The organism is Caulobacter sp. GW821-FHT12D05 (assembly GCF_058807295.1).
The window spans coordinates 72,493-91,192 of the sequence record NZ_JBXAQO010000001.1 but is presented as its reverse complement, the minus strand read 5'-3'; the positions used below and the strand labels follow the sequence as shown (position 1 = coordinate 91,192).

Below are 18,700 nucleotides of genomic sequence, written 5' to 3'. Positions count from 1 at the left end.
GCGTCCATGGACTTTTCAAAAGCGCCCGCGCCGTCCGAGAAAATCGGACGGTACCGTTGGGTGGTCGTCTCGCTGCTGTTCGCGGCGATGGTCATCAATTACGTCGATCGCCAGACGATCGGTCTCCTGAAGGCCGACCTGTCGCACGAGTTCGGCTGGAACGAGAAACACTACGCCGACCTGGTCTTCTACTTCCAGCTGGCCTACGCGATCGCGTACCTGGCCTGGGGCAAGATCATGGACAAGATCGGGGCCCGCTGGGGCTTCGGCGTGGCCTTCGCCATCTGGCAGATCGCTCACATCGCCCACGCGGCGGCGGCCGGCTTCGGCGGCTTCGTGGCGGCCCGCATGGGTCTGGGCATCGGTGAAGCCGGCGGCTTCCCGGGCGGCATCAAGGCCGTGGCCGAGTGGTTCCCCAAGAAGGAACGCGCCTTCGCCACCGGCCTGTTCAACGCCGGCACCAACATCGGCGCCATCGTCACGCCGCTGGTCGTTCCGGGCATCGTGCTGGCCTTCGGCTGGCAGATGGCCTTCATCGTCACCGGCGTCGCCGGCCTGGTCTGGCTGCCGATCTGGCTGATCGTCTATCGCCGTCCGCGCGAAGCCAAGAAGCTGTCGCCGGCCGAACTGGCCTATATCGAGCAGGATCCGGCCGACCCCGTCGAGAAGATCGGCTGGGCCAAGCTGCTGACCAAGCGCGAGACCTGGGCCTTCGCCCTGGGCAAGTTCCTGATCGACCCGATCTGGTGGATGTTCCTGTTCTGGCTGCCGGACTTCCTGGGCAAGCGCTACGGCCTTGACCTGAAGACCTTCGGCCCGCCGCTGATCGCCATCTACCTGCTGTCGGACGTCGGTTCGGTCGCCGGTGGCTGGATGTCCTCCACGCTGATGAAGAACGGCGCCACCATCAACAAGGCCCGCAAGCTGACCATGCTGGTCTGCGCCCTGCTGGCCATCCCGGTGATGTTCGCCGCCAAGGCCGACAGCGTCTGGCTGGCCGTGCTGATCATCGGCGTCGCCACCGCGGCTCACCAAGGCTTCTCGGCCAACCTCTACACCCTGCCGTCGGACGTGTTCCCGCGCGCCGCGGTCGGTTCGGTCGTCGGCATCGGCGGCATGCTGGGCGCCTTCGGGGGCATGGCCTTCTCGAAGTACATCGGCAACGTGCTGGAGCAGATCGGCACCTACACCCCGATCTTCATCGTCGCGGGTTCGGTCTATCTGGTCGCGCTGCTGGTGATCCACCTGCTGACGCCCAAGATGGAGCCGGTGGTTATCTAACCAGCGCGCTTCACGTGAATGCGATCAGGGCCGGGGAGCAATCCTCGGCCCTTTTCATTAGAAGGCGACCCTATGAGCGCTCCTGACCTGAACGTCGTGCTTGTCGGTTACGGTTACGTCGGCAAGACCTTCCACGCCCCGCTGATCAACGCGACTCCGGGCTTTGCGCTGCGGACCGTGGTGTCCAGCGACCCGGCCAAGGTGGCGGCCGACCTGCCAAACGTCCAAGTCGTCGCTGATCTCGATCAAGCCCTGGCCGATCCGGCCATCGACCTCGTCGTCATCGCCACGCCCAACGTCCTGCACGCGCCCCAGGCCCTGGCCGCCCTCGCCACCGGCAAGCACGTGGTGGTCGACAAGCCGTTCGCCGTCACCGCCGCCGAAGCGCGGATCATGGCCGACGCCGCCAAGGCCGCCGGCAAACTCCTGGCCGTGTTCCACAACCGCCGCTGGGACAGCGACTTCCTGACCGTCCAGCGCCTGCTGGCCGAGGGCGTGCTGGGCGAGATCGTCCTGTGCGAGAACCGCTACGACCGCTTCCGCCCCGAGGTGCGCGACCGCTGGCGCGAGCGGGCCGGTCCGGGCTCGGGCGCCTGGATCGACCTGGGGCCGCACCTGCTGGACCAGGCCCTGGTGCTGTTCGGCGATCCCCTGGCCATCTCGGCCGACATCGGCGCCCAGCGTGAAGGGGCCACCGCCGACGACTATTTCCACGTCACGCTGTGCTACCCGGTGCTGCGGGTGATCCTGCACGGCAACCTGCTGACCGCCGCCTCGGGCCCGCGCTTCGCCGTGCACGGGACCAAGGCCAGCTTCGTCAAGCACGGCCTGGACCCGCAGGAAGCCCAGCTGAAGGCCGGCATGACCCCCGGCGCCTCCGGCTGGGGCCGCGACAGCCGCCACGGGGTGCTGACCACGGTGGTGGACGAGGTCCCGGTCCAGACGGACGTGCGGCCCGAGGTCACCGGCTACCGCCAGTTCTACGCCGGGGTGCGCGAGGCCATCCTTCACGGCGCCCCCTCGCCCGTGCCGGTCGAGGAGGCGCTGCGGACGATGAGGCTGCTGGAACTGGCCCAGCGCGCCAGCGACGAGCGGCGCGAGTTGCCAGTCGGCTAGCCGGGGATCCGGGTGATGACCTTGATCTCGAAGTCGAAGCCGGCCAGCCAATTGACCCCGATCGCCGTCCAGTTCGGATAGGGCGGTGCGCCGATCACCTCGTCACGGACGGCCAGCACCGTCTCCAGCTGCGCTTCCGGGTCGGTGTGGAAGCTGGTGACGTCGACCACGTCGTCCAGGCTGGCGCCGGCGGCGGCCAGCACGGCCTGGAGGTTGGCGAAGGCCAGACGCACCTGGTCCTCGAACACCGGCTCGGGCGTGCCGTCCTCGCGGCTGCCGACCTGACCGGACACGAACAGCAGATCGCCCGAACGGATGGCGGGCGAGTACCGGTGCTTCTCGTAGAGAGCATGGCGGCCGGCGGGGAAGATGGCGTCTCGTTTGGACATGACAGTTTCCTTTCTCTGTTCCAGCGAGATAGGCGGCGCGCCAGTGACCCACTAGGCGTTGAAATCGGCATGAGCTGATGCAAAATCCCCAGCAATGAGCCGTCCGTCCCTCAACGACCTCGCCGCCTTCGTCTCAGTGGCAACCCATCGCAGCTTCCGCCGCGCGGCCGACGAGCTGGGCGCGGCGCCCTCGACCCTGAGCCATGCGATGCGGGCGCTGGAGGAGCGCATGGGCGTGCGCCTCTTGAACCGCACCACCCGCAGCGTCTCGCCCACCGAGGCCGGCTTCCAGCTTCTGGAGAGCCTGCAACCGGCCCTGGCCGCGCTGGACGGCGCCCTGGACAGCGTCGCGCCGTTCCGGGGCCAAGTCGCCGGCGTCGTGCGCATCAACGCCCCGCGCGTGGGCGCCGCCATCCTGGTTCGCGACGTCCTGCCGGTGATGGCCCAGCGCCATCCGGACGTGACGGTCGACCTGGTGGTCCAGGGCCAGCTGATCGACATCGTCCAGGCCGGCTTCGACGCCGGGGTGCGGCTGGCCGGCTCGGTCCCGCGCGACATGATCGCCGTGCCGATCGGCGCGCCGCTGCGCTTCGTCTGCATCGCCTCGCCGGCCTATCTGGAGCGCGCCGGAACCCCGACCACGCCCGACGACCTCACGCGCCACCAGTGCATCGGCCACCGCCTGCCCAGCGGCCGCCTGTATCGCTGGGAGTTCGAGCGCGCCGGCCAGACGATGACCCTCGACGTCACTGGCCCCGTGGCGCTGGACGACGAGGAGCTGATGGTCGACGCCTCCGTGCGCGGCCTGGGCGTGGCCTATGTGATCGAAACCGCCGCGCAGGCCGCCCTTGCCGCTGGCCAGCTGCGCGAGGTGCTGGCGCCGTGGCTGCAGTTCGCCGAGCCCGCGGCGGTCTACTACCCCGGCCATCGCGCCGTGCCGCCTGCCCTGCGGGCCTTCCTAGATGTGGTGCGGGAGACCAGCCGAGACCGCTAGCCGCCGTCACGGAAATCATCCTAAGGTCGCGGCCATGCGCGCTTCCCTGCTCACCGCCTCCGCCGCCCTCGCCGCCGCTCTGGCCGCCTGTGGTCCCGCTCCCGCCCAACCGGGGCAAACCGGCGGTGCCCCCGTCGAGAGCCGCGTCGCCAACGCGCCCGAGCAGAAGCCCGCCTTCGTCGGCCAGACCCGCGCGCCGGGCCTCTCGTCGAACACCCAAGGCCAGTACACGACCCTGGCCAGCGGCCTGGATCACCCCTGGGCCCTGGCCTTCCTGCCGACCGGCGAGATCCTGGTCACCGAGCGCGCTGGCCGCCTGCGTATTCTGGGCAAGGACGGCAAGCTCTCGCCCGCCGTCACCGGCCTGCCGCCGGTGTTCGCCGAGGGCCAAGGCGGCCTGCTGGGCCTGGCGATCGACCCGAACTACGCCAGCAACGGCCTGGTCTACTGGACCTTCTCGGAAGCGGACGGCAGCGTGAACGGCACCAGCGCCGCGCGCGGCAAGCTCGTTTTGGGCGCCGCGCCCAAGCTGGAGAACGTCCAGGTCATCTGGCGCCAGGCGCCGAAGATGGACAGCACCCTGCACTTCGGCGGCCGCCTGGTCTTCGCGCGTGACGGCAAGCTCTTCATCACCACCGGCGAGCGCTCGATCCAGGAAGGCCGCGTCCAGGCCCAGAAGCTGGACGCCACCCTGGGCAAGGTCGTGCGCATCAACGCCGACGGCTCGATCCCGTCCGACAACCCCTTCGTGGGCCAGGCCGGCGCCAAGCCCGAGATCTGGTCGTACGGCCACCGCAACCTGCAGGCCGCCGCCCTGGATCCCAGCGGCAAGCTTTGGACCGTTGAGCACGGCGCCAAGGGCGGCGACGAGCTGAACCATCCCGAGGCCGGCAAGAACTATGGCTGGGCCACCATCACCTATGGCGAGGAATATTCGGGCAAGCCGATCGGCGACGGCATCACCCAGAAGGACGGGCTAGAACAGCCGGTCTATTACTGGGACCCCGTCATCGCCCCCTCGGGCATGACCTTCTATGAGGCCAGCCTGTTCCCGGCCCTGAAGGGCAGCGTGCTGATCGGCTCGTTGAAGGAACAGCATGTCGACCGCCTGGTCCTCAAGGACGACAAGGTCGTCGGCGAGGAGCGCCTGTTCACCGACATCGGCGGCCGCGTCCGCGACGTCGTCACCGGTCCGGACGGCGCGATCTATGTCGTCACCGACGAGGACGACGGCAAGCTGATCAAGATCACCCCGAAAGGCTGATGCAGAAGCATACGGCCCGGCAGTCGCCGCATCCCTGGATCGACACGGTCTGGCAGACGGTCTGTCTCACCGACGGCGTCTATTCGGCGACACCCGACGGCTCGTGGGACCTGATCCGCAGCATCGCACCGGACGGCGGGTCGTTCGTCTTCCTGAGCGGCCAGGCCACCGAGCCGGTCGAGGTCCCGTACAAGGCGGGGGAGAGCTCGGTCGTGCTCTCCTTCGCCGCCCACGTCTATCTGGCGCGGGATCCGGAGACGCGGGTCGGCCCTGAGATCCGCGTCCTGCCCGTGAGCGGCGAGACCTTCGAACTGGACGGCGTCGCGTTCCCTCTGCCGACCTTCGAGAACGCCGAGCCGCTAGTGGACGCCATGGTCGCCGCGGGCCTGTTGCTCTCCAACGACCTGGTCGCCCGCGCCTTCACCGAGACCCCCAAGGCCGCCTCGCCACGCTCTGTGCAGCAGCACTTCAAGCAGACCACCGGCATCACCCAGAAGAGCTTCCAGCAGATCCGCCGCGCCCAGGAAGCGGTGCGGCGGCTGAAGGCGGGCGAGGCCTCGGCGGGCGTGGCGGCTGACCTGGGCTTCACCGACCAGCCGCACATGATCAAGTCGATCAAGAAGATCATGGGCGCCCTGCCCTCGAACCTCGAGGCGGTTCACAAGCTCTGAGCGAAGGCCTTCAGGTCGGCCACATACGCCTTCGGCTCCTCCCAGGCCGCGAAGTGACCCGCCGTCGCCATGTCGGTGAACCGCACGACATTGCCACCCGTCTGGCGATCGGCCCATGCGCGCGGCAGGCGCACCCCGCCGGGGATCGGGGCCTCGGTCGCCACGGCTGCCGGGACCTTCGTGCCCGCGCCCTTGATGGTCGGCGCGTTCATGGCGTTCTGGCTGTAGATGCGGAAGGACGACGCCGCCGTCTCGGTCAGCCAATAGATCATGATGTTGGTCAGGATCTCGTCTCGACCGAAGCGCGCATCAACCCCGTCGCCCAGCCCCATGCCGCCCATGAAGCTCATGATCCAGGCCGCCAGCCCCACCGGCGAGTCGTTGACCGCGAAGGCCAGGCTCTGCGGCTTGGTGGCCTGCACCAGGTTGAAGGCGCCGTGGGCGAAGAACCACTGCTGGATGGCGCCGGCATAGGCTTGCTCGGGGCCGCTCAGCACCGAGAAGTCGGTGGTGTGGTCCGGATAGCCGACGTCGGTGACGTGGATGCCGATGATCTTGTCGGGATGGCGCTGGGTCAGCGACATGGCGATCACCGAGCCCAGGTCGCCGCCGGCGACCATGAAGCGGTCATGCCCCAGCACCTTGCCCATCAAATCAACGAAGAGGTCGGCGGTCTTGTCGGCCGGCTGGGCCACACGACTGGAGAAGCCCGTACCGGGGATCGACGGGACCACGACGTGGAAGTCCTCGGACAGGGCGTCGATCACCTTGTGATAGCGGTAGAAGCTGTCGGGCCAGCCGTGCACCAGCAGCAGCGCCGGGGCGTCCGCCTTCTTGGCCGGCTTGTGCACGAAGTGCAGGTCGACGCCGTCGATGGCGACCTTGTAGTTCGGCAAGGCGTTCAGCTGGGCCTCGGCCTTGCGCCAGTCGTACTGGTTCAACCAGTAGTCGGTCAGCGACTTCATGTAGCCGAGGCTGGTCCCGAACATCCACGCGGAGTCGGCGGGCTCGTCCGGCCAGCGGGTGTGTTGCAGGCGCGACTTCAGGTCGGCCAGCTGGGCGTCCGGGATGGCGATCTTGAAGGGCGTCGGGGTCATGGCGGGGCGGTCCTTTGCACGGGCGGGTTGGGCAGCCAGGCCGCTCGTCAGGGCCGTCGCGAAAAGGGTTTTTCCGAAGTCGCGGCGGTTCATGGCGGGCGTCCTGTGTTCGTTCAGTGAAGTCAGGCTACCGACCCGCCCCGGGCGCTAATTGTAGAAATGCGAAAACCCTCCCCCTTCGCCGAACTCTGCTATCAAGGTCGCTATGCAGCGCAGGCGAAGCATTCTGATCGTGGGCGGCGGGACGGCTGGGTGGCTGACGGCCGCCTATCTGGCCAAGGCCCTGCGCGTGGCCGAGCAGTCGCACCTGGAGATCACCCTCCTGGAGTCGCCCGACATCGGCATCATCGGCGTCGGCGAAGCCACCTTCCCGACCATCCGCAACACCCTGCGGTTCCTGGGGATCGACGAGGCGCGGTTCATTCGCGAGACCTCGGCGACCTTCAAGCAAGGCATCCGCTTCGTCGATTGGGCGCGCGCCCCAGAGGGCGACAAGCATCACGCCTTCTTCCATCCGTTCGAGGCCCCGTTCTCGACCGAGGGCGCGTCGCTGGCGCCCTACTGGCTGCTGCAAAGCGAGACCACCCGCGCCCCGTTCGCCGAGGCCGTGACCATCCAGGCCCGCGTCGCTGACGCCCAGCGCGCGCCCAAGCGCCCGCACGAGAGCGACTTCGCCGGCCCGCTGAACTACGCCTACCACTTCGACGCGGCCAAGCTGGCGGCGGTGCTGGCCGAGCGCGCCCAAGAGCTGGGCGTACGCCACCTGAAGGGCAACCTGTCGGAGGCCGTGCTGGATGAGACCGGCGCGATCGACCACATCGTCAGCGCCGAGCACGGCGACCTCACCGCCGACCTCTATGTCGACTGCACCGGTTTCCGCGCCGAGCTGATCGGCAAGGCCCTGGGCGCGCCGTTCAAGTCGGTGAAACCGATCCTGTTCGCCGACCGCGCCATCGCCTGTCGCGCGCCCTATGAGCGCCCCGACGCGCCGATCCAGAGCTACACCGTCGCCACCGCCCACGAGGCCGGCTGGATCTGGGACATCGCCCTGGCCCACGGCCGCGGCGTCGGCTGCGTCTATTCCAGCGACCACATCGATGACGACCGCGCCGAGGCGATTCTGCGCGACTACCTCGGCGGCGCTGAAATCGAGACCCGCAAGATCAGCTTCGACGCCGGCTATCGGGAGAAGCAGTGGATCAAGAACTGCGTCGCCGTGGGCCTGTCGGCCGGCTTCCTGGAGCCGCTGGAGTCCACCGGCGTGGTGCTGATCGAGGCGGCCGTGGCGATGATCGCCGAGCTCTTCCCGCACTCAGGCCCGGTCAGCGCCCCGGCCCGCCGCTTCAACGAGCTGATGACGGCCCGCTACGACAACATCATCGTCTTCCTGAAGCTGCACTACGCGCTCAGCCAACGGCCCGAGCCGTTCTGGCGCGAGAATGCCGATCCCGCGACCATCCCCGAGCGCCTGGTCGACCTGTTGGAACAGTGGCGTCACCGCCCGCCGGCCCGGTTCGACTTCATCCTCGACCTCGAGACCTTCGCCTTCTTCAACTACCAGTACATCCTGTACGGCATGGGCTTCAAAACCGACCTGACCGACGGCGCGGGCGAGTTCCCCGACGTCGCGGCGGCCGCCAAGCTGTTCGCCAAGATCCGCGGCTTCGCCGACCGCGCGACGCAGGACCTGCCCAGCCACCGCGACCTGATCGCCCAGATCAACAAGTTCGGGTTCGCGCTGGAGGGGGCTTAGGCGAACTCACGCCAACCCCAAATCCGACTATCCCCGCGAAAGCGGGGATCCAAGCCGAGTCAGCGGGTCATCGCGCCGTCTCTCCTCATCCTGCAAGGCCGATTGGATCCCCGCTTTCGCGGGGATGATCGGTTGTGGGTGATGGGAGGAAGCAGCCCTATGAGCCCAGATCCCCCTCATCGCTTCATGTCGAGCAGCTCGACCAGCATATCGTCGGCGACCTTGATGACCCGCGAGCAGGCCGAATAGGCCCGCTGCACGGTGACCAGGTCGGTGAACTCCACCGCCAGGTCGACCGTCGAGGCCTCCAGCGTGGCCGGGGCGATGTCGCCTGCCCCGCCCTGTCCCGCCGCGTGCAGTTGATAGCCGCCGCTGTCGCTGGTCACCTGATAGGCGCCGCCGTCGACCGCCTGCAGGCCGTCGGGGTTGGCAAAGGTAGCGATGGGGACCTGGGCGATCCGCCGAACCACGCCGTTGTCGTAGGTGGCGGTGACATAGCCCTGCTCGTCGATCTCGACGCCCGTCAGTTCACCGACCGCCGCGCCGTTGGCCTCGACCGTGCCGGCCACGGACGGGGCGCTGAGCTGGGTGAGGCCGCCGGTCGCGCCGGTCAGGTCGACCTTGATCGTCTGAGCGGCGATCCCCAGGCTATCGGCCCATCGCGGCGCGCTGCCGGTCGCGGACGGGTCGGAGCCGCCGATCGCGATCGAGGGCGGATCGCCCGTCAGCAGGCCGCCGCTGTCCAGTAGCTTGCCGTCATTGGTGAAGGTCACCTTGCCCGAGCTGATCAGGCCATTGGCGTTATTGGCCAGCTCGCCCGGCCTGGCGCGCAACTCGGCGAACCATTCGTTCGGGCCCGGTCCCTTGATGAAGGACAGGGTCAGGCTGCGATCGCCGCCCTTGGAGTCCGAGATCGGGATCTGCATCTCGAAGTCCGGCTTGACGCCGATGGACGGATCCCGGGCGTAGTCGGCCATCGACCGGGAGGCCGGGTCGTAGACGGCCAGGCCCGCGACATCGGTCTTGTCGCCCAGGCCCAGGTCGGCCAACGCCACCGTCTGGCCGGCCGTGGTCAGGCTGGTGACGGGCGTGGTCGTTCCCTTGGGCGTGTAGCTGATCAGGGCGCCGCTGGCCGGGTCGTAGGCGGCCACGCCGGACGAGATGGCGACGCCTTCGCGCTTGATCTCGACCGCGTACTGATTGCCCTGGCCCGTCGGGCTGTAGGTGACCTCGTAGTCGGCGGATCCGGAGGGGGTTTCCGGCGCGCCGGGCTTGGACAGGCTGGCGCGGGCGGCCGGCGACATAGCCTGGGCCGCGTTCAGATTGCCGCCGAGCCCGACACGGGTGGTCTTGTCGGTCGCGCCGCCGCTCGAGGACACCCGGATCGTGGACAGGTTCGACAGGTTCGACGGATCGGGGGTGATCGCGCCGGTCACCGGGTCGGCCAGCCAGCCCTGCAGGTACAGGCCCGCGTCGTTGCGCAGATACCCCTGGCTGTCGGGCAGGAACGAGCCGGTGCGGACGAACAGGCGACTGTCGGCCGCCGTCGCCCCCTCGGCTTTCTTGGTGGTGACGAAGAACCCCGCGCCGGCGATCGACAGGTCTGTCGTCGACTGGGTCGACATCGCAACGCCCTGTTGGGAGACATGCTGGCGCGCCTTGGCGGCCACGCCTCCGGCTCCCCCCGCATTGCCGACCAGGGACGAGAACGCCGTCGTCTGGCGCTTGTAGCCAGGCGTGTTGACGTTGGCGATGTTGTTGGAGATCGCCGCCAGGGCCTGCGAATTGGCCAGCAGGCCAGAAACCGCCGCGTGGAATGCGCTACCTACAGTCATGACGGCTCCCGTTATGCGGGAGCCCCCATGCAGCGATCGTGCGAGTTTGCAGATTCACTCAACATTGAGTGGATTAGATGGTTAACCCACGGAATCGTTTACCATATTTGGAGCGAAACTGCCGGGCGCCGCCCGCGCATGGCGGCGTTTCCTGCCCGGTGCATGGTTAAAGAAAAGGCCCGCCGAAGCGGGCGCCCCCTGACAAAAGAAAAGGGCCCGCCGAAGCGGGCCCGAGGGGAATGCCTAGATCGAAAGTCTTCAGGCGCGGGCCGGATCCGGGACCGCGCCCAGCTCGCCCGATTCCCGGGCCTTCTTGCCGTAGACGACCTCGAACAGCGGGCTGGCCATCACCGTGGTGACGATCGCCATCAGCACCAGCATCGAGAACAGGGTTGGGCCGATGATGCCCTTCTGCAGGCCGATATTGATGATGATCAGCTCCATCAGGCCGCGCGAGTTCATCAGCGCGCCGATGCCCATCGAGGTGGCGTGGTTCTCGCCGGTCAGGCGGGCGGCGACGTAGCAGGCGCCCCACTTGGCTACGATCGAGGCGGCCAGGACGCCCAGCGCGATCAAGAGGAGTTGCGGCGAGTTGACCATATCCATCCGGGTGTTGAGGCCCGAATAGGTGAAGAACATCGGCAGCAGCAGCACGACGGCGATCGGCTCGACCTTCTTCTTCAGCTCCTCGACCAGCAGGCCGCGCGGCATGACCACGCCCAGGATGAAGCCGCCGAAGATGGCGTGGATGCCCACCGCGTCCATCAGGAACGCCGAGGTGCAGAAGGCCAGGATGACCAGAGCCAGGGTCGAGGTGGTCATCTCGCCGTCGCGCTCGACCATACGGCCGATCGGAGCCAGGATCTTGGGACCCATGGTGACGACGAACAGCACCCACAGCAGGCCGCCGCCGATGGCCAGGCCCGCCACGCCGGGACCGCCGCCGAACGTCGCCAGCACCAGGGCCAGCACGCACCACGACACCGCGTCGTCGAAGGCGCCGGCGGTCAGGGACAGCGTCCCCAGCGAAGTCTTGGCCAGGCCGCGCTCATTGATGATCCGGGCCAGCATCGGGAAGGCGGTCAGGGCGATGCAGGCGCCCATGAACAGCGTGGCGTTGGCCTGGCTGATGCCGGCGGCGAACAGGCCCGGGACCTTCAGCAGGAACGGGGTGATGGCGGCGGCGATCAGGAACGGCGCGGCGATGCCGGCGAACGAGACGCTCATGGCGCTCTTGGCCTTGGCCTTGAAGTGGCCCGCCTGGAAGCTGGTGCCGACCATGAACATGTAGAGGCCCACGCCCAGTTGGGCGCCGACATACAGGATGTTCTTGGTTTCCTTGGGGAAGATGGCGGCCTGGAGATCGGGGGCCAGCAGGCCCAGCAGCGAAGGGCCAAGCACCACGCCGGCGATCATCTCACCCACGACCTGGGGCTGCTTCAGCAGCTTCTGGCCCAGCCAACCCACGACGCGGCAGGCCAGTACGATCACGGCCAACTGCAGGAAGAAATGGACGGAAAAGTCGGTCGGCGAGAAGCTGCTTGGCGCCGCCTTGATGGCCGGTCCGTGCTTGTTCAGCAGATCACCCGCCACGGCGATGGTCTGCGAGAGTAGGTCTGACACTGTCTTAGCCCCCTAATCGATGTCGTCTGGCTTTGCGCCTTGAGCCCATGCCGCGCAGGAATCCGTGCCCGGCGCAATGCGGCGCATCCATTTTTGACAGCCTTGTCAGTCGATTGTTTTTGCTGACCAAATTTCTGTTGCTGGAACGACACAAAGTAGTAACGTACCTACAAGACAGCCTTGTCATTGCAGGTTGAGCGAGCCGCCGTGAAGATCATCACCAGCCGTGAATTCAACCAGGATGTCAGCCAGGCCAAGCGCGCGGCCAGAATCGAGCCGGTGTTCATCACCGATCGCGGCCGCCCCACCCACGTGCTGATGAGCGTCGAAAACTACCGCCGGCTGACGGGCCAGACCGAGACCATCGTCGACCTCCTGGCCATGCCCGGCCTGCCCGCCGTGGAGCTGCCGCGCTCGACCGAGGCGTGGGATCGGCGGGGAGACGACTGATGCATCTGCTGGACACCGACGTCGTCTTCGAGCTGCGCAACGCCAAGGCCGGCACCACCGATGCGGGCCTGGCCGTCTGGGCGGCGCGGGCCGCGCGCTCCAGCCTGTTCGTCTCGGCGCTCACCTTGCTGGAACTGGAGACCGCCACCACCCGCGCCGAGCGCAAGGACAAGGCCAAGGGCGCGGCGCTGCGGGACTGGCTGGACAACCGCGTGGCTCCGGCCTTCGAGGGCCGCATCCTGTCGATCGACGCCGCCGTGGTCCGCCGCCGGGCGCATGTGCCCCTGGCCGATAGCCGCGACGCCCTGCTGGCCGCCACGGCCTTAGAGCACGGCCTGACCCTGGCCACGCGCGATCCGGCGGTCTTCGCCAAGGTCCCGCGCCTGAAGGTGTTCAATCCCTGGGGCTACAAGCCCGAGGCGCTGGACGACGAGGAAGACTGGGGCCAGGCCGCCAAGGCCGGCACCCAGTGGCTGCGCAACATCTTCGTCCGGGGCTAGGCCCTACTGGATCCCGGTAACGGCGGCCGAGGCCACGGCCAGCGGCGGCGCGGCGGGACCGAAGGGTACGGTCGCGCCGGCCGGCGGCAGGCCCGGATCGCGCGGCGGAGCTGGTGGCGGCGCGGGGTTGGCGGCCACTTGCACCGGCGCGGGCGGCGGGACCGCCGAGGCGGCGACGAACACCGGCTTGGGCGCGGCCTTGGCGGCGACGAAGACGATGCGGTTACTCTTGCAGGTGCCCGCGTTGTAGAGGCCCTTCAGATAGCCGCGCCGTACGAAGCCGGCCTTGATGGCGTCACGGACCATCTGGTCATGGCGCTCGGCCCCGGTCAGGCGGCGCACCCAGCCGCGCATCGGGATGACGTCGGTGATCGTGCTGGCCACCACGCCCAGGACGGGCTTGCCCATGCCGGGCGCCTTGTTGTCGTCCTTGGGGTCGTCGTAGTCGTCGCCCAGCACCGCATCCAGGCTGTCGATCTCAGCCTTCAGCGGCTCGCACCCCGTCTTGGGCGGGGCGTAGGGGTCGGCGACGGCCTTGGTCAGCAAATCCGGGATCTGCGAGCGCACGACATTGATGTCGCGCAGCGGCGAGACGACGGCCGAGCCCAGGCTGTCGGTATTGGCCTCGGCCGAGGTCTTCGGGACCTTGGCTTCTTGGGGAACCTTGGCCTCCTGCTTGCCCGCCAGCGCCGCGTCGGCCGCCCCCATCCCCACGCACAGCGCCAGAACGGCCACGCCGCATCGACGCCACGCGCCGACGGTAGGCTGTTGAACTGGCGACGACATCTTCGTGAACTCGCACGGTTTATCCATGCCGGTTCAACCCGGGAATCGCCCTGCCCGTTCCGTCAGGCGCGTGATCGTGATGAGCGCCCTAGATCCGGGGCAGCCCGTCCATGATCGCCGTCAGGGCCAGGACGGCCTGGGCCTCCATGGCGCTATGGCCCGCATCGGTGCGCACATAGGTCGCCGGCGGCATCCCCGCATCCTCCAGCGCCTCGACCAGCCGCGAGGCCTGGGTCAGCGGGCAGACCTGGTCGAAGCGGCCATGGACGATGTGCACCGGAACGTCCTTCAGCGCCCCTACCCCGTCGGTGATCTCGTCGGGCTTGAGGAACAGGTGGTTGGCGAAGAAGTGGGCCTCGATCTGGGCGAAGCACAGGGCAAACTCGGCCTCGCCAAACTTGCCCGCGTCCTCGTCGGCTGGGATCATGTTCGAGATCGTGCCCTCCCACACCGACCAGGCCAGGGCCGCCTTCAGCTGCAGGTCGCGCTCGGCGTCATTGGCCGGGATCATGTCGAAGATGGCCTTGTAGGCGCCCATCATGTCGCCACGCTGGGGCGCCGGAATGATCTCTACGAAGGCCTTCCACTCGTCCGGATAGGCGATGTAGGCGCCCGGCTCGGTCAGGGCATAGGGCGCTTCCGCGAACGTCGCGGCGTTGCCCTGGTACATGTAGAGCAGGTCCTCCTTCCGCCCCAGGAAGATGCCGCGCAGGATCAGCGAGGCGACCTTTTCCGGATTCCGGATGGCGTAGACCAGGGCCAAGGTGCTGCCCCAGCTGCCGCCGAACACGTGCATCTTGCCGGTGATGTTCAAGGCGTCGCGCAGAGCGTTGATGTCGGCGACCAGATGATCAGTGGTGTTGTTGGCCAGCGCCACGGCCGGGCCGTCAGCGGCCACGGTCGGGCGGCTTTTGCCGCAGCCGCGCTGGTCGAACAGGATCACGCGGTAACGCTTGGGATCGAAGAACCGCGACATCACCGGCGCGCAGGCCCCACCCGGCCCGCCGTGCAGGAACATCACCGGCTCGCCGTGAGCATTGCCGTACTCTTCCCAATAGAGTTCGTGGTCGGGGGCGCTATCGACCTTGAGCCAGCCGGTGCTCAGGGGCGCGCCCTGCTCGTAGGTCCACTCGGTGGTGACCTTGCTGGTCGTGCGCAGCCGCGAGAAATCCATGACGCTCAAGTTCCTGTCGAAGCACTGGCGGGCAGTTTCGCGCCGCGCCGCGACAGACTCCAGAAGAAACAGGGTTCGCCGAGCGTTGCAGCGGTCATGAAGGCGTGTTGATCTGCCGTCTCGCCCTCAGGTGGAACCCGCCATGATCATCCCGCTCGTCGCCGCCTTCGCGCTCGCCAGCCCTCCCGCCGGCGCCATCCCGCAGGTGCGGGCGGTCTCCCCCGCCGTCGGGGCCGAGGTCGCGGCGGGCAAGATCCAGATCAAGGTCACCTTCGACCAGCCGATGATGGCCAGCTGGTCCTTCGTGATGCGCGACCCGGCCACCTATCCCGACTGCGCCAAGACCCCGGTGCAGTCGGCCGACAAGAGAACCTTCACGCTGAACTGCACGATCGAGGCCGGCAAGGACTACTGGATCGGCTTCAACAACGACCGGTTCAAGAAGTTCCAGTCGCTGGACGGGGTGGCGGCCAAGCCGGCGATGCTGCAGTTCTCGGCGCACTAATCCGCGACGGGGATGGGTGTAAAATCCTTCTCCCCTTGCGGGAGAAGGTGGCCGCCGCAGGCGGACGGATGAGGGGTCGCACACACCTCAACGCCTTGCGCCACAACGCCAATCCGGCAGGCCTATCAACCCCTCATCCGGCCCTCCGGGCCACCTTCTCCCGCAAGGGGAGAAGGGAATAGGACGAGCGTTCACGCCCTTTCGTCCCCGGCCCTAAATCCCGCCCTATCCTGTCTCCACCTCGAAGCACTGGGGAGGGCGCGCGGCCAGCGACCTTTGCGGCTTCGGGAGGCGGTCGAGCGGTGGAGGTCCGAGGGGGATACTCGGACGGTCCGGGGACCTGGTTCGCTGACCAGGCCCGCCCGCCGTCGGCGTGGTCGAAGGTAAAGGGGTGCGTCCTAGCCATTTCTGGCTCGCCTTCTTCGACCGCCAGAGCTTGCCGGAAACGGCGGGGTCTGGGTCCCGGTAAGGCCTGAACAGGGCCACCTGACGGGACGCTGGCGGAAAACGATCGCGCGGAGCGTCGGACTGCGTCGAAACGGTAACCAACACAACAGAACTCCGGGCGTGGCCCGGCGCTCCGCATCCCTCCCCGCTCCTGGCGTTTTCGCGTCAGGCGGCTTTCGCGCGCACTTAGATGCTCCCCCGCGATGCGGGGGAGCTGTCGCGGAGCGACTGAGGGGGCGAGTGCTGCGAAAGCCGAGCTAGCCCCCTCCGGCCCTCTGGGCCACCTCCCCCGCATCGCGGGGGAGGATCCACGAAGGAGACCCACTCATGCCCCTGCCCCGCAAACCCCGCCCTAAGCGCCGCCCCGGTGGATCACGCTCCACGCGTCGCCGACGGCACACGCAAACCTGGCTCACCGCCAAGCTCGAGCAGAAGTTCGCCTACATGGCCGAGCTCGTCGAACGTCAGCGCCAGAACGCCCTCGCCAACGGCGACTTCCGCTTTGCCCACGAAAAAGCCCCCGGCCTTGCGACCGGGGGCTCATCATCGTCCGAGGACTGAAGGCTTAGCGGATGACCCGCGCGCCCTTGCCCTTCATCACGGCTTCGACTTCCGCCTGGCGCACCATCGAGGTGTCGCCCGGGGTGGTCATGGCCAGAGCGCCGTGAGCCGCGCCGTACTCGACGGCGGCCTGCGGGCCCTTGCCTTCCATGAAGCCGAAGGCCAGGCCCGAGGCGAAGCCGTCGCCGCCGCCGACGCGGTCATAGATCTCGAGGTTCTCACGCATCATCGAGGCGTAGAACTCGCCGCCGGCGTACAGGATCGCCGACCAGTCGTTGACCGAGGCGGTCTTGGCATTGCGCAGGGTGGTCGCGGCGACCTTGAAGTTCGGGAACTGCTTCACGGCAGTCTCGATCATCTTCTTGAAGTTGGCCGGGTCGATCGAGCTGATGTGCTCGTCCAGGCCTTCGACTTCAAAGCCCAGGCAGGCGGTGAAGTCTTCTTCGTTGCCGATCATCACGTCGACGTACTGGGCGATGTGACGGTTGACCTTCTGAGCGCCTTCCTTGCCGCCCTGCGACTTCCACAGCGAGGCGCGGTAGTTCAGGTCGTAGGAGATCACGGTGCCGTACTTGCGGGCCACTTCCACGGCTTCGATCACGGCTTCAGCCGTGTTCGAGGCCAGGGCCGCGAAGATGCCGCCGGTGTGGAACCAGCGCACGCCTTCTTCGCCGAACAGCTTTTCCCAGTTCACTTCACCGGGGCGGATCTGCGAGGCGGCCGAGTGGCCACGGTCCGAGCAGCCCAGGGCCGGACGAACGCCAAAGCCCTTTTCCGTGAAGTTCAGGCCGACGCGGGTGTTGCGGCCCAGGCCGTCGAAGTCACGCCAGATGACGTGCGAGGTGTCGACGCCACCCTGCATCATCAGGTCCTCGACCAGCCAACCCAGGTCGTTGACCGGCAGAGCCGTCACGGCCGTCGAGCGCTTGCCCCAGCACTTCTTGAAAGCGCGGGCGACGTTGTATTCGCCGCCGCCTTCCCAGACCTGGAACTGGCGAGCGTTGCGGACCCGGCCGAAGCCCGGGTCGAAACGCAGCATCACTTCACCGAAGGACGCGCAGTCCCACTTGGTTTCCGAAGCCGGACGGATGTTGAGGATGTTGTCGGTCATTTGGTCTTAGGCCTTCCCACGAACCTTCTTGATCAGGTCCACCGTCTCGCGGACCTTGGCGGTGATGCCGGCGTAATCGCCCGCGTCGAGCAGCTCCTGCGTGATCAGCTTGGAGCCCATGCCGGCGGCGACGATGCCCGCGCCGAACCACTTCTTGACCGAGGCTTCGTCCGGATCGACGCCGCCCGTCGGCATGATGCGGGTCCAGGGCATCGGGCCCAGCACCGCCTTGACGAAATCGGGGCCGCCGACCGACGACCCCGGGAACACCTTGACGATCTCGCAGCCCAGCTCTTCGGCGTACGAGATTTCCGACGCCGAACCGCAGCCCGGCGAATACGGGATCTTGCGACGGTTGCAGACCTTGGCGACGTCGGCGTTCAGGATCGGGCCGACGACGAACTTGGCGCCGTTGGCGATGTAGATGCCGGCGGTCGGAGCGTCGACGATCGAGCCCACGCCCATGATCACGCGCGGATCGGCCGAGGCGAAGTGACGGGTCACTTCGTAGAAGACGTGGCTGGCGAAGTCGCCGCGGTTGGTGAACTCGATGCAGGGCGCGCCGCCGTCGGCGCAGGCCTGGATCACCTTCTTACAGACCTCGACGTCCGGGTGATAGAAAACCGGAATGACGCCTTGGTCCATCAGGGCGGTCAGCACCGCCATACGGTCTTTTACCATCGTAGACTCCTTCCCGAAGGATCGTTCTTGCGCGGACCGCCGCGAGGGCCGCCGCGCACGCAATATTTCGCCGGTAGTGGCTCAGGGGGTTCCCTTAGACCGCGTTGCGCGCGGGCGCCATACCGGGCTTGCCGCAGCGTCAAACTTAAGGGTCACAAGGCGCGGTCAGGCGGGTTTCCCCGGCTCCGTCCGCTTGCAGTCACTGGTCGTCGCTTCCTTCCCCGAACCTTTTTCCTTCAGCTTTCGGAGCCTGCTCCGAGCGCAAAATTGAGGGCGTCGGATTTCGCCGACGCCCCAAAAGTTTGCGCAGGAGCGAGCTCAAAGAGCCGCAAACGAGACGGACCAACCACGACGCTGGATCCGAACCGTAATGACACCGGTGTCACCGTAAACGGGGAAAGTGGCCTGGCCACTTCGCCACCGGTGTCATGGGGAGATAACCAGAAACCGCCGGTTCGCGCA

18 protein-coding genes are annotated in these 18,700 nt (G+C 67.6%); 10 read left to right on the top strand and 8 right to left on the bottom strand.

The features are described 5' to 3' along the window. Positions 1 to 6: 6 nt before the first annotated feature. Both AC1RRR_RS00505 and AC1RRR_RS00500 read left to right on the top strand, forming a co-directional pair. Complete coding sequence (locus tag AC1RRR_RS00505) at positions 7 to 1,281, top strand: MFS transporter (RefSeq protein WP_492809639.1); 1,275 nt, start codon at positions 7 to 9, stop codon at positions 1,279 to 1,281. Between the two features lie 72 nt (positions 1,282 to 1,353). Further along, entirely contained in the window at positions 1,354 to 2,397 is a 1,044-nt protein-coding gene (locus AC1RRR_RS00500) for an oxidoreductase (protein WP_492809637.1), read from the top strand. On the opposite strand, the gene AC1RRR_RS00495 is transcribed toward AC1RRR_RS00500, so the two are convergent. Further along, a complete protein-coding gene (locus AC1RRR_RS00495) occupies positions 2,394 to 2,786 on the bottom strand; it encodes a RidA family protein (protein WP_492809635.1) in 393 nt (130 codons plus the stop codon). The genes AC1RRR_RS00500 and AC1RRR_RS00495 overlap by 4 nt on opposite strands. 94 nt (positions 2,787 to 2,880) lie before the next feature. On the opposite strand from AC1RRR_RS00495, the gene AC1RRR_RS00490 reads away from it, so the two are divergent. From AC1RRR_RS00490 to AC1RRR_RS00480, 3 genes are read left to right on the top strand one after another with little or no spacing between them, the layout of a single operon-like run. Further along, positions 2,881 to 3,780 carry a LysR family transcriptional regulator gene (locus AC1RRR_RS00490; protein ID WP_492809634.1) on the top strand — a complete coding sequence of 300 codons (900 nt, stop codon included), beginning with the start codon at positions 2,881 to 2,883 and terminating at the stop codon, positions 3,778 to 3,780. A gap of 34 nt (positions 3,781 to 3,814) precedes the next feature. Next, positions 3,815 to 5,044, top strand: a complete 1,230-nt coding sequence (locus tag AC1RRR_RS00485) for a PQQ-dependent sugar dehydrogenase (RefSeq protein WP_492809633.1) — start codon at positions 3,815 to 3,817, stop codon at positions 5,042 to 5,044. After that, positions 5,044 to 5,715 carry a helix-turn-helix domain-containing protein gene (locus AC1RRR_RS00480; protein WP_492809632.1) on the top strand — a complete coding sequence of 224 codons (672 nt, stop codon included), beginning with the start codon at positions 5,044 to 5,046 and terminating at the stop codon, positions 5,713 to 5,715. Before AC1RRR_RS00485 ends, AC1RRR_RS00480 begins: the two co-directional genes overlap by 1 nt. Here AC1RRR_RS00480 and AC1RRR_RS00475 read toward each other — a convergent pair. Beyond that, entirely contained in the window at positions 5,703 to 6,812 is a 1,110-nt protein-coding gene (locus AC1RRR_RS00475) for an epoxide hydrolase family protein (protein ID WP_492809631.1), read from the bottom strand. The two genes, AC1RRR_RS00480 and AC1RRR_RS00475, sit on opposite strands and share 13 nt — an antisense overlap. A gap of 205 nt (positions 6,813 to 7,017) precedes the next feature. Between AC1RRR_RS00475 and AC1RRR_RS00470 the strand changes: the two genes are divergently transcribed. Next, a complete protein-coding gene (locus tag AC1RRR_RS00470) occupies positions 7,018 to 8,565 on the top strand; it encodes a tryptophan halogenase family protein (protein ID WP_492809629.1) in 1,548 nt (515 codons plus the stop codon). A 176-nt stretch (positions 8,566 to 8,741) separates the two neighbouring features. Here the strand turns inward: AC1RRR_RS00470 and AC1RRR_RS00465 are convergent, their stop codons facing one another. Together AC1RRR_RS00465 and AC1RRR_RS00460 are read right to left on the bottom strand one after the other, a co-directional pair. Beyond that, the gene (locus AC1RRR_RS00465) at positions 8,742 to 10,400 is read right to left on the bottom strand and encodes a flagellar hook-basal body complex protein (RefSeq protein ID WP_492809628.1); all 1,659 of its coding nucleotides are present in this window, start codon (positions 10,398 to 10,400) and stop codon (positions 8,742 to 8,744) included. Positions 10,401 to 10,658: 258 nt separating this feature from the next. Next, positions 10,659 to 12,023 carry a cation:proton antiporter gene (locus tag AC1RRR_RS00460; RefSeq protein ID WP_492809626.1) on the bottom strand — a complete coding sequence of 455 codons (1,365 nt, stop codon included), beginning with the start codon at positions 12,021 to 12,023 and terminating at the stop codon, positions 10,659 to 10,661. A 180-nt stretch (positions 12,024 to 12,203) separates the two neighbouring features. On the opposite strand from AC1RRR_RS00460, the gene AC1RRR_RS00455 reads away from it, so the two are divergent. Further along, the gene (locus AC1RRR_RS00455) at positions 12,204 to 12,473 is read left to right on the top strand and encodes a type II toxin-antitoxin system Phd/YefM family antitoxin (protein WP_492809624.1); all 270 of its coding nucleotides are present in this window, start codon (positions 12,204 to 12,206) and stop codon (positions 12,471 to 12,473) included. Next, entirely contained in the window at positions 12,473 to 12,973 is a 501-nt protein-coding gene (locus AC1RRR_RS00450) for a PIN domain-containing protein (protein WP_492809623.1), read from the top strand. The genes AC1RRR_RS00455 and AC1RRR_RS00450 overlap by 1 nt, the downstream gene beginning before the upstream one ends. Before the next feature lie 3 nt (positions 12,974 to 12,976). Here AC1RRR_RS00450 and AC1RRR_RS00445 read toward each other — a convergent pair whose 3' ends face one another. After that, positions 12,977 to 13,708: a hypothetical protein gene (locus AC1RRR_RS00445; RefSeq protein WP_492809622.1), complete on the bottom strand. Its 732-nt coding sequence runs from the start codon at positions 13,706 to 13,708 to the stop codon at positions 12,977 to 12,979. A gap of 139 nt (positions 13,709 to 13,847) precedes the next feature. Beyond that, positions 13,848 to 14,933: a prolyl aminopeptidase gene (pip, locus tag AC1RRR_RS00440; RefSeq protein ID WP_492809620.1), complete on the bottom strand. Its 1,086-nt coding sequence runs from the start codon at positions 14,931 to 14,933 to the stop codon at positions 13,848 to 13,850. Positions 14,934 to 15,075: 142 nt separating this feature from the next. On the opposite strand from pip, the gene AC1RRR_RS00435 reads away from it, so the two are divergent. Both AC1RRR_RS00435 and AC1RRR_RS00430 read left to right on the top strand, forming a co-directional pair. Next, positions 15,076 to 15,438 (top strand): hypothetical protein, encoded by a 363-nt coding sequence (locus tag AC1RRR_RS00435; protein WP_492809619.1) that lies wholly within the window; start codon positions 15,076 to 15,078, stop codon positions 15,436 to 15,438. A gap of 774 nt (positions 15,439 to 16,212) precedes the next feature. After that, a complete protein-coding gene (locus AC1RRR_RS00430) occupies positions 16,213 to 16,446 on the top strand; it encodes a hypothetical protein (RefSeq protein ID WP_492809617.1) in 234 nt (77 codons plus the stop codon). A gap of 4 nt (positions 16,447 to 16,450) precedes the next feature. On the opposite strand, the gene AC1RRR_RS00425 is transcribed toward AC1RRR_RS00430, so the two are convergent. Both AC1RRR_RS00425 and AC1RRR_RS00420 read right to left on the bottom strand, forming a co-directional pair. Further along, the gene (locus AC1RRR_RS00425; protein WP_099579441.1) at positions 16,451 to 17,557 is read right to left on the bottom strand and encodes a sugar kinase; all 1,107 of its coding nucleotides are present in this window, start codon (positions 17,555 to 17,557) and stop codon (positions 16,451 to 16,453) included. A 6-nt stretch (positions 17,558 to 17,563) separates the two neighbouring features. Then, positions 17,564 to 18,238, bottom strand: a complete 675-nt coding sequence (locus AC1RRR_RS00420) for a bifunctional 4-hydroxy-2-oxoglutarate aldolase/2-dehydro-3-deoxy-phosphogluconate aldolase (RefSeq protein ID WP_018113188.1) — start codon at positions 18,236 to 18,238, stop codon at positions 17,564 to 17,566. Positions 18,239 to 18,700: the final 462 nt, after the last annotated feature.